Annotated in this window: 11 protein-coding genes; 3 read left to right on the top strand and 8 right to left on the bottom strand. The window is 62.3% G+C overall.

Annotated features, from left to right (window positions below):
- Window positions 1–21 precede the first annotated feature (21 nt).
- Window positions 22–1617, top strand: a complete 1596-nt coding sequence (locus AC1MED_RS16580; RefSeq protein ID WP_479784447.1) for a glycoside hydrolase family 32 protein — start codon at window positions 22–24, stop codon at window positions 1615–1617.
- A 96-nt stretch (window positions 1618–1713) separates the two neighbouring features.
- Window positions 1714–2673, top strand: coding sequence for a PfkB family carbohydrate kinase (locus AC1MED_RS16575; protein ID WP_479784445.1), 960 nt, complete (start codon window positions 1714–1716; stop codon window positions 2671–2673).
- A 165-nt stretch (window positions 2674–2838) separates the two neighbouring features.
- Here the strand turns inward: AC1MED_RS16575 and AC1MED_RS16570 are convergent, their stop codons facing one another.
- From AC1MED_RS16570 to AC1MED_RS16540, 7 genes are all read right to left on the bottom strand, one after another.
- Window positions 2839–3690: a sugar phosphate isomerase/epimerase family protein gene (locus AC1MED_RS16570; RefSeq protein WP_479784443.1), complete on the bottom strand. Its 852-nt coding sequence runs from the start codon at window positions 3688–3690 to the stop codon at window positions 2839–2841.
- 2 nt (window positions 3691–3692) lie between these two features.
- Complete coding sequence (locus tag AC1MED_RS16565; protein ID WP_479784441.1) at window positions 3693–4529, bottom strand: carbohydrate ABC transporter permease; 837 nt, start codon at window positions 4527–4529, stop codon at window positions 3693–3695.
- Complete coding sequence (locus tag AC1MED_RS16560) at window positions 4523–5332, bottom strand: carbohydrate ABC transporter permease (protein ID WP_479784439.1); 810 nt, start codon at window positions 5330–5332, stop codon at window positions 4523–4525. Before AC1MED_RS16560 ends, AC1MED_RS16565 begins: the two co-directional genes overlap by 7 nt.
- Window positions 5333–5508: 176 nt before the next feature.
- Window positions 5509–6837 carry an ABC transporter substrate-binding protein gene (locus tag AC1MED_RS16555; protein ID WP_479784437.1) on the bottom strand — a complete coding sequence of 443 codons (1329 nt, stop codon included), beginning with the start codon at window positions 6835–6837 and terminating at the stop codon, window positions 5509–5511.
- A gap of 181 nt (window positions 6838–7018) precedes the next feature.
- Complete coding sequence (locus AC1MED_RS16550) at window positions 7019–8128, bottom strand: LacI family DNA-binding transcriptional regulator (protein WP_479784435.1); 1110 nt, start codon at window positions 8126–8128, stop codon at window positions 7019–7021.
- Window positions 8129–8190: 62 nt separating this feature from the next.
- Window positions 8191–9069, bottom strand: coding sequence for a PfkB family carbohydrate kinase (locus AC1MED_RS16545; RefSeq protein WP_479784433.1), 879 nt, complete (start codon window positions 9067–9069; stop codon window positions 8191–8193).
- A 93-nt stretch (window positions 9070–9162) separates the two neighbouring features.
- Window positions 9163–10164, bottom strand: a complete 1002-nt coding sequence (locus tag AC1MED_RS16540) for an SIS domain-containing protein (RefSeq protein WP_479784432.1) — start codon at window positions 10162–10164, stop codon at window positions 9163–9165.
- An 872-nt stretch (window positions 10165–11036) separates the two neighbouring features.
- Here AC1MED_RS16540 and AC1MED_RS16535 point away from each other — a divergent pair.
- Window positions 11037–11213: a CsbD family protein gene (locus tag AC1MED_RS16535; protein WP_479784430.1), complete on the top strand. Its 177-nt coding sequence runs from the start codon at window positions 11037–11039 to the stop codon at window positions 11211–11213.
- Between the two features lie 168 nt (window positions 11214–11381).
- On the opposite strand, the gene AC1MED_RS16530 is transcribed toward AC1MED_RS16535, so the two are convergent.
- Window positions 11382–12110 (bottom strand): IclR family transcriptional regulator, encoded by a 729-nt coding sequence (locus AC1MED_RS16530; protein WP_479784429.1) that lies wholly within the window; start codon window positions 12108–12110, stop codon window positions 11382–11384.
- Between the last annotated feature and the right edge of the window lie 56 nt (window positions 12111–12166).

Raw genomic sequence — 12166 nt, 5'->3', positions numbered from 1 at the left:
GCTGCCCACCGAAAGGGAACCATGGAAGATTCCCCCGCCGTCTCCCGGCGTGCACTCCTGACCGGAAGTGGAGCCGTTGCCCTCACCGGGTCACTCGCGCTTTCCGCTTCGTTCTCCGAGTCAGCGGCAGCCGCGCCCCCAAACAGTCCCGGCACCGCACAGGCCATGCCGCTCTCAAAAGGACCAACCCGTATGCGCCCGACCTATCACTTCAGCGTCCCCGACAATTGGAAGAACGACCCTCAGCGGCCCATTTACATCGACGGCGAATACCACTACTACTACCTCTATAACGGCGATTACATTCAGGGTGGTGGGGGTACGTCGTGGCGCCGTGCGACCACCACCGACCACGTCTCCTTCCGCGACCGCGGCGTCGCCATCCCCAAGTTCAGCAATGACAACGGCGACTGCTGGTCAGGATGCCTTGTCATCGACGAACAAAACACCGCCGGATACGGCGAGAATGCTGTGATAGCCCTCGTGACACAGGCGCCACAGGGCCGTCAGGCCCAGTATCTCTGGTACTCGACGGACCGTGGGCGCACATTCCAACCCGGTGGCACAGCCCCAGTACTGCCAAACCCAGGTGTGGAGGACTTCCGCGACCCGAAGGTAATTTGGGACGCCGACCGGGGGCAGTGGTTCATGGTCAACGCCGAAGGGCAGAAGCTTGGCTTCTACACATCTCCCAACCTGCGCTCTTGGCAGCGCGTCGGCGAATTCGTCCGCACGGATCTTGGGGTACTTGAGTGCCCGGACCTTTTCCGTATAACCGCCGACGACGGCACTTCCCACTGGATTCTTGGCACCAGCGCCAACGGCAAAGGCAGGGGGCTGCCGGCCACTTATGCCTATTGGACAGGGGCCTTCAACGGCACCACCTTTGCTCCCGACCATGCCGAGCCGGAATGGCTGGATTACGGCTATGACTTCTACGGAGCAGTGACCTACCCCCATCACGACTCCTCCGGGACAGAGGATGCCACCCTGCGCAGGGCGCTCGGATGGGCGAACTTCTGGGATTACCCCCACAACACTCCGACATTGGCGACCGACGCTTACAACGGCGATGACATGATCGTGCGCGACATCCGCCTCAAGAAGGGAATCGGAAGCTACTATCTCGCCTCAACCCCGACAGCCGGCCTGGACAACTACGTCAAGCGCAGCCACCGTCTTGGTGATGTCGCGGTATCGGGCACCCACGACCTCGATATCCGTTCAATGGCCTATGACCTGACCTGTGAAATCGTATGGGATCCGGCGACCCCGCCAGCCAACATCGGTCTCGAGATCTGTCGTGCAGCCGCCGGAGGTCGGCATGTCGCCGCCGGTGCGTTCCTCCGCGGACCTTTCGCGTACCTCAACCGGCGACCCACCATCAACCCCACCGGCGGTGAGAGCCAGACGCCCGTCGACCCCTCGGCAGGGCGCCTCACACTTCGTGTCCTCGTGGACAGCACAAGCGTCGAAATGTTCGTGGGAGACGGACGAGTCGTGCACTCCCACCGCGTATTCCCACTCGAAGGGGACAACGGCATCCGTCTCTACGCACACGAAGGAACTGCCACTTTCCGCAACCTCACGATCAACGAAATCAACGCAGCACCTTAACCGAACCCGAAACGTTCCGGTAGGTCATTCCGTACGGCCATAGACCGCCAGAATGACCTAGGCGCTCCCGTACTATCACTTGCCCGAGAGACAAACATGGATAACCTCAAAGCAGCACCGCATGATGCCCAACAACCCCTCGACGTAGTCGTTGTCGGAGAAGCGCTGATCGACGTGATCACCACCCCGAATAGCCAGGTAGAGCATCCCGGTGGATCGCCGGCCAACGTCGCCTACGGCCTCGGGCTCCTCGGCGTCTCCACAGGCCTGCTCACGGCCATCGCGCCCGATGCACGGGGAACGTCGATAGAAGACCACCTCCGCCGGGCAGGAGTAACTCTCCTGCCCGGGTCAAAGTCCCTCACCCGTACAGCGACAGCCACAGCAACCCTTGGGCCTGACGGTTCCGCCGCCTACGACTTCGACATCTACTGGGACCTGCCCCCAAAAGCGCCGGCCTACTTCCCAAAAATCCTTCACACAGGTTCCATAGCCACGTTCCTGGCCCCTGGCGCCAAAGCCGTCAAAGCCCTGCTGGAACAAGCCCACAAGCATTCCACCATCACCTACGATCCCAACATCAGGCCATCCCTGCTTGGCAGTCATGCCGAAGCCAAAGCGACCTTCGAAGAACTCGTCTCCCTGACCGATGTTGTGAAACTCAGCGACGAGGACGCCCATTGGCTCTACCCTGGGAAAACACTCGACGAAACCGCAGCCCATATCCTCCAACTGGGCACCGGACTGGCAGTCATAACCAAGGGAGCTGAAGGCTCCCAATTCACCTCCTGCGCCGCAAGCATCACTATCCCCGCTGTCAAAGCCAAGGTTGCGGACACCGTAGGTGCCGGGGACTCCTACATGGCTGCACTGATCCTGGGTCTCCTGACTCGCCGAACCGACGGCTTCGCTCCCGGGGTGTTGGAGCAGCTGGGACACACGGCAGCTGCGGCGGCGGCCATCACCGTTCAACGGGCCGGAGCAAACCCGCCGACCCTTGCCGAACTGAGATCAGCAATGGAAGCACCTACTTTCGCGCTTAAAACTTTCGTCTAGACCGTCTGGGCCCGTGGGCTGCGGAACTAATTGACACGAAGGTCCCTGTATAGGCGTCATAAACGCACGCTCCGTTGCTGGAGGCGGGCGGGGCGTATGCCGCGCTGTATGCGGCCCAGTTCGCGGCTCCTGTGGCGGAGGTCTAAGGGAGACCGGAACCGCGTGTCAGGGGAGGCGCGGGCCGACGGCGGCGACAGCGAAAGCATCAAGGCACTTCTCGATGGCGGGGCGGGGCTCCAGCGCGTAGGAGCCGTCTCCGAAAAGCTCGAAGGTCATCGCGCCCCGGTACTCCAATCCACTGAGATCGCGCAGGATTCCAGCCAGGTCCATCGTCCCGTCGCCCCAGGCCAGGTGACCGCTGGGTGCCCCGTCCACAAGATGCACATGCCGGATCCTGTCACCGAACGCCTCCCCGTAATCGTTGACGGTGTCTCCTGCGACTGCCATGGCGACGGTGTCGATCACGACTCCGAGTTCCGGGGAGCCGACGTCGTGAAGCATGCGCGTCAAGGACTGGACGTCCGTGACCAAGTTGGACTCCACCCGCTGTAGCGGCTCCAGCACACACGACACCCCCAGTTCCGCGGAACGGGCCGTGATGGCCTGCAATCCTGCGACGGACCTCTCCCATGCCGGGCCTGCCGGCTCGTCCTCGTAGCCCCGGCCGGCGGTGAGGAAAAGGAGCGGCGATTCCAACTCGCTGCACACTTCCGCTGCGCGCAGGAAGAGCTGCAGGCTCCGCTGCCGCAGCCATTCCGCGCCGGAAGCGAGGTTCACCGGATAGCTCACCTGCTCCGGGGTGAGGCAGGCCAGGCTGAGTTCCCGCTCCCGCAGTAGGGTTCGCACCTGCTGCAAACGCTCCGCATCCGTCTCCGGGAGGTGCAGATGCGGGGCGACGCACCACAGCTCAATCCTGGTCCTCCCCACATCGACCATGTCATCAAGACAGCGCTGCAAGGTGTGATGCTGATAAGCGAAGTTTGAGCCGCAGACCTGCTCCATGCTGACGGTGTGCACGGCTACTTCCCAACGCCGTCGGCCAGTCCGCGGATAAAGTACCGCTGGCCGGCGAAGAACAGCACGATGACGGGCAACGCAGCGATCACCATCCCGGCGAAGACCACGGGATAATCCGTGCCGTGCTTTGACATGAGATTGGTGAGCCCCACCGGCAGGGTCTGCAGTGCCCCGCCACTGGTGAAGATCATGGCGAAAAGGTACTCGTTCCAGGTGAAAAGAATGTTCAGCAATACCGTGGAGACGATGATCGGGCGGCACATGGGCAGGATGATTTGCCAAAAAGCCCTCGACTTCGAGGCACCGTCGACGGCGGCCGCTTCATCGACTTCTGCCGGCAGGTCCATCATGTAAGCGCGGATCAGGAACGTGGTGAACGGAACACGGAACGCCGTGTACAAGATCAGCAGCGCCCAGAAGCTGTTATACAGACCCATCGCCTGGAACATCTTCACCAGTGGAATGAGGGCGACGGTCGGTGCCAGCATAAGCCCGGTCAGTATGACGATCAGCAGCGTCCGGCTGAACGGAATGCTGACCTTCGTCAATCCATAGGCGGCCCACGCACTGATGAACACCGTCGCGATCGTGGACGTCACCGTCACCAGGACGCTCGTGGTGAGGTAGTCGCCCACGCCGCGGTTCCACGCGGTGGCGTAGTTCTCCCATCGCCACGAAATCGGAAGAGCAAACGGATTGGCAAAAAGTTCCGCGTTCGACTTCACGCCGTTGAGCAGCATCCACACCAGCGGGTAGATGACCACCACCGCGAGGGCCAGCAGGAAAGCCCGGACAAAGCCCCGTCCAAGGGACATGAGTACTGATGTCCGCGTTACCATTCCACTCTCCTTCGCTTTGAGACCCGCAACTGAAGTGCCGCAAGCACCATCGTGATGATGAAAACAGCGGTGGCGATCGCTGCCGCATAACCGAAGTCGTTGCGGACAAATCCGCTTCGGTAGAGCCAGGTTCCCAGGACCTGGCTGGAGTTGTTCGGGCCGCCGCTGGTCATCACCATGACCTCGTTGAACACCTGGAACGCCCCGGAAACCGTGACGATCAACATGAGGCTGGTCATCTCCCTTACCAGCGGCAAAGAAATGGCGAAGAAGCGGCGGAAGGGACCGACGCCGTCGATGGAAGCAGCTTCGTACAGTTCAGTGGGTATACGTTGTAGCGCGACGGCAAAGAGCAACGTGCAGTAGCCGAAACCCTGCCACTGGCTCATGACGATAATGCCAAAGATTGCGGTGTTTTCCTGCCCGAGCCAGGCCTGGGTGAAGTCCTGCAGGCCGAGGAAATCCAGCGCTGCATTGAGGATCCCCATTCGCGGCTCGTAGATGAAATAGAACAACAGCCCGGCCACAGTCAGGGAGATCGCAGAAGGGACAAAGTACACCGCCCGAAGGATTCCGCGCCATCGCGCGCTGCGCAGCCCTTCGATCATGGCCGCCAGAATCAAGGCACCGAACACCTGGAACACGATCGAGATGCCGGCGTAAAGGACGTTGTTCAGCAACGACTTCCAGAAGATCGGGTCGTTGAGCATCTTGGTGTAATTGTCCGTGCCCACAAAGGTCTGGCGTCCGCTGTAGATGTCCCACTTGAGCGTGCTGAAGCCAAGGTTCTGCAGGAGCGGCACGTACGCAAAGATGCCCAGGAGCAGGACGGCGGGTGCTACCCAGATCAGGTTCCGCCAACGCTGCGAGCGGACCCTTCTTGCGGGCTTCCCGGCCGGGCGGCCCGGCACCACCGCCGTCGCTGGCGTTGGTGCCGCCGGCTTCCACGCAGTATTGGAAATTGTCATGGCTGCACCCGTTACTTGGCTGCGTCGGAAGCGGACCGGACCGAAGCGAGGACCTGTTCGGGACTTTGGCCTCCGGCGGTCAAGGATTCTCCTCCGGCGAGCCAGGCGTCCGCGACGGCCGGGACCGTGACCGAGTCCAGCCAGACGATGGCGTCCGAGGCTTCGTTGACCTGCTTGATGCCTTCCACGACCGGTGCGGTGGAGTTTTGCTTGGAAACGGCGCCCTTGACGGAGCTGGGCTGGCCGTAGGGCGGAGCCGACAGCTTGGCTGCGTTTTGAGCGCTCGTAGCAAACTTCATGAAGTCAGCAGCGAGGGCCGCGTTTTTGGACTTGGCGTTGATGATGTAGCCCTCGGGCGATGCTTCGATGGCTTTGGTGTCTCCCTTGGCATCGGCTGCGGCGGGGAGCCGGAAGATACCGAGGCCGTCCTTCTTCAGCGAGGAGTCTTTGGAGGCAGTGGTATCGAATTCGAGGACTTCCTGGTAGTACATTCCGGCTTTGCCCTCTGCCAGGGCCTGCTGCGCCGTGGTGTACAGGACCCCGTTGGAGTCCTTGCCACTGCCCGTGCATTCGTTCACCAGGGTGCTGTACTGCTTCATGGCCCTCAGGTACCCCGCGTCTTCCAGCTTTGCGGTGGCCGGGTGGAAATCTGCTTTCAGCACGTCGGTCGGTACCTCGTAGGCGAACAGCTGCTGCAGGTAGTGCAGCGCCGGCCAGCCATCCTTGTTTCCAAACGCAATGGGTTCATAGCCGCCTGCCTTGAGGACCGAGCAGGAGGAGACAAGCTCCTCGAATGTCTTGGGCGGAGTGAGTCCCAGTTCCTTGAAGACTTTCTGGTTGTAGCCCATGAACTTCCCGTTGTTGTACAGCGGGACAGCAAAGTACTTGCCGTCCTTCTCAAAGGCTTTGAGAGCCGATTCGCCGAACTGTGCTCCCCACTCGGTGCCGGGCGCGATGGCGGGTGTGAGGTCTGCCGCGAGTCCGCCGTCGATAAAGTTGTTTGCCCAGTTCCCGGCCCAGGTGAAGAAAATGTCGGGAAGGGCTTGAGACGCCGTCAGCGTTTTGGTCTTGTCCTTGATGCTCTGGTCCGTTTCCTGAATCAACTCGAACGAAACGTCCGGATGCATCTTCTGGTACTCCGCCGCCAGATTCTTGAAGTACGGCTCGAGGGGATCGCCGCCGAACTTCGTAAGGATGCTCAGCTTTCCGGAGTACGCAGGCTCCTTGGTGAGGTCCAGAGGGGCAGCAGTCTGGCTTCCGCCGTCCCCGCAGCCGGCCAGGGCCAGCGCTGCCCCGGCGACGAGTGCCGTCATCAATTGCTTGCTCTTGGGGAAGATCATTTTTCTACTTTCGCTCGGTGGCCGATCAGCCGAGGCTTCACGATGGGAGCGGCACCTTCGCCCTCCATTGGAATCGGTGCCAGTCTCCGGGACTGATTTGGGACGCTTGATACCGGTACCATAGTGAATCACGATTTGGAGCGATGGGGAAGAGTCTCAGCAGGGGAATTACGAGGCGGCGTTACCGGCCGGCATCGGCCGAAGGCACGGGTCCGTCAGATGACCGCGAGATCAAAGTCGACGGCAACACATGCCGGGACGGAGCGGACGCGTCCCCGTTGATGCGCGCGATGAGCTGCTGGATCGCTACCGCTCCCAGCTCGCGTACGGGCTGACGAATCATCGTCAGCGGTGGCTCCATCACGGCAGCCCAGGGGCTGTCATCAAAGCCGATCAGGGATACGTCCTTGAGCAGCCGAAGATTGCGTGCCCGCAATGCATGAAGCGCACCCACAGTGGCCTCGGTCTCGGTGGTGAAGATTGCGGTGGGCGGATCCGCCAGGGCAAGCATGCCGCTGACTGCCCGCGTTGCTTGTCCTTCGTTCTTCAGGACGTGGGTCACCAGTGCCGTGTCGAACGGTATTCCGGCATCCTTCAAAGCGTCGAGGTAACCGCGGAGGCGTTCGCCGTCGCTCCACAGCGCGTCGTCCAGGATGCGATGCATTTGCTCGAGGTCGGTTGCCGGGCTCAGCGTCACCGGGCCCCACGCGAAGGCGATTCTCCGGTGCCCGTTCTGGATGAGGGAGTCCACGGCGGAGCGGGCTGCCTCACGGTTGTCGATGACCACTGAGTCCGTATCGAGACTGTCTACGAGGCGGTCAATCAGGACCACTGGAATGCCGCGCTCCATGGCGCCGGTCAGATGCGACGTGTCGTCATGGCGCCCGGCGGCCGACGCCACAATGAGGCCGTCGACCTGCTTGGCGAGCAGGACGCCGACGGCGTCGCGCTCGAGTTGCAGTTTCTCGTCCGTGCTCAGGATGATGGCGTCGTAGCCGGCCAGCTTCGCGGTTTCAGATATGCCTTTGAGGACTCCGGTGAAGAACGGGTTGGCGACGTCCGCCACCACAATGCCTAGGGTTTTCGTGATACCCGTGGTCATGCTCCGCGCCAGGGCATTGGGCTTGTAACCCAGCCGCTCCGCCGCGAGCATCACCTTGGCTCGGGTCGCGTCACTGACCGAACCGTAATTGCCCAGGGTGCGCGCGACTGTGGCCCTGCCCACCCCTGCTGCAGCCGCAACGTCGGTGATGGTCGGGGCCGCGTCATGGTGCTGGTGGTCCGACGGCATCCAAAGCCCCTTCTATGTGCAGGGATTCGCGTCGGCGACCCGGCTGTTTAAGTGTTCCTGCATCAGATCCTAGTTGGTGTGGCGGCAGGCCGTCCGTAACCAAAGGCGCCCTCCACGGAGCACTGCTCCGCCGCGGCCCGTGCTGCGACGCCCAGGGCTTCGGCCAGGCTGCGGGCGGACGGCCGGGAGCGCTTGGTCCAGCCGGTTGTCAGGAGGCTCACGACCATCCCGGTCAGGAAGGCATCACCGCACCCCATGGTGTCGGCGAACCGCCCCGGGTCTATGGGCACGGCGTCCTGCATGAGGAACGCGTCCCCGTCGAACAATACGGCTCCGTCTGCACCTCTGGTGCCTACCGCCAAGGCCGCCCCTGCCTCCACAACCCGCCGCAGCTCATGTTCGGCAGACTGCCGGGTATGCCCGCCCAACGAAAGCAACGCAAGATCGATGTAAGGGGCTGTCCGGTTGAAGTACTCGTCCGTTCGCCGGTCCGGCTCCGAGGAGTAGTCGAAGCTGACCAGAGCCCCGGTATCGCGCACCAGGGGAAGCTGCGATTCCGACGCTGAGTAGACGCTGGAATGCACCAGGTCCGCCGTGGCCAGGTAGGCCAGGTGTTCCGGTTCGAGTTCGAAGGGCTGGCCTATGGTGACGCCTCCGTTGTTCCACCCCAGAAACACCCGGTCGCCGTCGACCACTTCGATCTCAGTCACTCCGTTCGGGCCCTCCCGGGTGACGCAGCGGCTGATATCGACGCCTTCTTGCACCAAGGCCGAGCGGACGAAATCTCCTAGAACGTCGTTGCCGAAGACGCCGACATAGCCAGCGTCCAGGCCCAGACGCCGCGCGAGAACGGCGAAGTTGACGCAGTTCCCGCCCGGATAGATCATCTTGCGGTCAAGGAACCGGTCCACAATGTTGTCTCCGAAGCCAATTACTCTCATGCTTTTCCCGTCTCGACGCTGCGGGCCCGGGTCCGACCGGGCCCGCAGCGCTGGAAGTCGTATCCCCGGTTGGGGTACGAAGGCCGCTGACTGTCAGTATTCAACGACGCGGTAGTACCGGCGCAGATCCAGTGAGTGGTTGCGGACCCGCTCGAGGTGCTTGCTGATCCGGTCCACCACGGTGTCCAGAATGAGCGGGGCCAGCAGACCACGGAAGCGGGGGCTGATGCCGGGCAGTTCGTAGTCCTTGGTGTCCAGCAGCGTGGTGTTGTTGTTGTAGTTCTCCGCGAACTTCACGACGCGCTCCATGAGGGGCCGGCTCTCGTCTTCGCCGAGGAACAGCATGAGGCTGGTGTCTTCTTCAATGAGTTCCAAAGACCCGTGAAAGAATTCGGCGCCGTGCACGCGCGTCGTCCGGAGCCACTGCATCTCCTCGAGGATGCACATGGAGTAGAGGTAGGTGAAACCCCAGAGGTTCCCGGCGCCGACGAGGAAGTGATAATCGACGTCTACGTTTCTTTCGGCGAAAGCTTCCGCTGCCGGTTCTGCCTGTCGCGCCACGTCCACCAGGGTTTCGGGGATGGATTGGAGCTCCGCCGCGAACTCTTCATATCCTTCGAACTCTCCGCGGGTTGCGAGCAGGCGCGTGCTCAGCAGCAACAGGGGGATGTCGAACGGCCATGTCTTCGGTTCGGTGACGAGGACGGCGTCCAGTGACTTTGCAAAGGGGCTCTCGCCGAAACCCGTGAAACCGACGGTGTAGGCGCCCTTGGCCTTCGCGAATTCGATCGCCTCGATGACGTCCTCGGTGGTGCCGGAAACGGAGGCAAAGACCGCTACCGACCCGGGGCCAAAGGTGGGATCTGCGGTCAGCATGAGTTCTTTGCCGATAGCGGCGCGAACAGGCAGTGTCGAGTTTGAGCGGATGAAGTGCTCATAGGGGAGCATCGCCGCGTACGTCCCCCCGGCGCCGATCAGGAACAGATTGCGGAAGTCGCGTTGCTGCAGCGAGTCCACAAGCTGTTCGATCTGCTCTTGCAATGCCAGCGCACTGCGGGTCTGGAGCAGAAATTTTTCTTCGTTGAAGCCCAGCACGGGGTGATCCTTTCGTCGACAACCTATTCATAGTGATACGTGTTGATACCGGTATCAACACTGTCCACATCGTGTCACGGCCGTGGGCCAGCGTCAAGAGTGGCTTTTCCCAGACAGACTCCTGCACCCAAGCGGGGGCGCAGGCCGAAGGTCCCAAGACTTTGCCGCGTGTGCTGTGTCGACCATCTGCGGTAAAGGCCGGAAGGGCCTCTCGCTGGCGGATCACGCTCGACGGCGTGGACATCGCCGCGATGGGGACTGAGCAAACGGGCCTGTTGGTAGGCCGCGGCTCTGTCTAGACTTAAGTTGCGCCGGAGCAGACGCATGAATTCGTCTCGGAAGGGCAAGGATCATGACAGACCGCAGCGACTCCGAATTGCCGGTTGAGGCGCCCACGGAATTGAAACCAGAAAAACGGGAGCCTCATGTCCCGGCACCTGAAGGTACCAACCAAGACGAGGACCAGCGCGTCTTGTCCGGCGCTGAAGCCCAGGCCGATAACTCCCGTAGTGGTGCAGACGTGCGAGAAGCGGTCAACGTCGCGGAGGCAGGCACCAGAGCCGAAGGGGACCACGCGCACCCGGAACGGGGCAAGTCTGGGGAGGCGCCGGTCGAGCAGGTTTACGACGATCCCGCGATGACTGAGGGGCAGCGAGTCGTAACCGGGGCCGCAACAACGAGCGGCAATGTACCGCCTGGACCGTCACCGGCCGAAGCCGGATCCGGCGGTGCTCAGTCCGTTGTTGGTGCGCGGGAGTCGGACCGTCGGGCGGCGGGCCAGCCGCCTACCGCGGGCGCGCCCTTCCAGACCGGCGAGCACGAACATCAAAATAAAACCGGGACTGCCGGGAAGTACCCCAAGGAGGAAGATCATGGGACTGGGTGACAAGATTCGCAATGCCGCAGCCAAGCGGGGCGGCAAAATGAAGGAAGCCACGGGCAAGGCGGCGGGTGACGAGCGTCTGAGGTCCGAGGGCAGGGGCGAACAGGTCAAAGCCGACTTAAAGCAGGCGGCCGAAAAGGTGAAGGACGCTTTCAAAAAGCACTAAGAACCGGCAGCGCCGGAGCTCAAGTACGCCCATCTGCGGCTCCGGAAGAGGACGCGCGGGTCAGTGGCGTGTTCGCGCGTGTAAAGCCTTGGCTCGAAGTCGGGCAGCCGCCGTTCGGAAAGCTGTCGGCACAGCAAAGCAACACCAACAAGCCACCCAACCCTGACTTCACACCTGCAGCTCCTGCCTCCTAAATTCAGCGGCCGTTTCCAGCAGCTGCGCGGACAGGCGCTTTGCATCCTGCCGGGCGAACCGGGTCATGGGCATCGCAATGCTCAGCGCCGCGTGCTGACCGTCAACCACGCCCAGGGACACGCCCAGGGCCGCGACGGCGTCCTCGCTCTCTTCGAAATTCATGCCGATCCCTGTCCGGCGGGTCTGGTCAACATCCCGGTACAGCTTGGGAAAGTCGATGCCTGCATTGGCATCGGCAGCTGAGTCATCCAGGATGCCGTAGCGCCGTTCGATGTCTTCCCGCGGCAGGTCCGCGAGGATGGCCTTGCCGGAGGACGTCACATGGGCCGGCAGGATGACCCCCGTGCGCAGGCCAAAGCGCAGGGCATGCGTGGTGGCCTCAATGCCGTCCAGGTGGTGGATATCCGTACCGATTAGCGCGGCAAGGTGGCTCGTCTCGCCGACCCGCGCAAACAGCCGCTCCAGGTACGGGCGGGCACGCACGATGAGCGACGGCGGTGTGTTGTCGATGACCGCCTTCCGGTACTCGGGGCCCGGCACGTACCTCCGCTGGGCCGCCTGCTCGGCGAACCCGTCTCCCACGAGGGTAGCCAGCAGGCGCTGCGCCGTGGACGGGTTGACGTCGAGGACGCTTGAGGCCTCCGTCACGCTGATCGAGCCCTGTCGGGACATGTGCTTGAGCAAAACCAATGCGCGGTGCACGGATTCGACCCTCGGTGCTTCATCTTTGCGTATCACGCAATAAAAGCTAGCACTTA

It is taken from the genome of Arthrobacter sp. BI5 (assembly GCF_056680065.1).
The sequence above is the reverse complement of the archived record's forward strand: the minus strand, read 5'-3'. Positions and strand labels throughout refer to the sequence as shown.

What these genes read in the sequence shown, in the direction of transcription:
- AC1MED_RS16580 (WP_479784447.1), top strand. Translation starts at nt 22, where the DNA reads ATGGAAGATTCCCCCGCCGTCTCCCGGCGTGCACTCCTGACCGGAAGT.
- AC1MED_RS16575 (WP_479784445.1), top strand. Translation starts at nt 1,714, where the DNA reads ATGGATAACCTCAAAGCAGCACCGCATGATGCCCAACAACCCCTCGAC.
- AC1MED_RS16565 (WP_479784441.1), bottom strand. Translation starts at nt 4,529, where the DNA reads ATGGTAACGCGGACATCAGTACTCATGTCCCTTGGACGGGGCTTTGTC.
- AC1MED_RS16555 (WP_479784437.1), bottom strand. Translation starts at nt 6,837, where the DNA reads ATGATCTTCCCCAAGAGCAAGCAATTGATGACGGCACTCGTCGCCGGG.
- AC1MED_RS16550 (WP_479784435.1), bottom strand. Translation starts at nt 8,128, where the DNA reads ATGCCGTCGGACCACCAGCACCATGACGCGGCCCCGACCATCACCGAC.
- AC1MED_RS16545 (WP_479784433.1), bottom strand. Translation starts at nt 9,069, where the DNA reads ATGAGAGTAATTGGCTTCGGAGACAACATTGTGGACCGGTTCCTTGAC.
- AC1MED_RS16535 (WP_479784430.1), top strand. Translation starts at nt 11,037, where the DNA reads ATGGGACTGGGTGACAAGATTCGCAATGCCGCAGCCAAGCGGGGCGGC.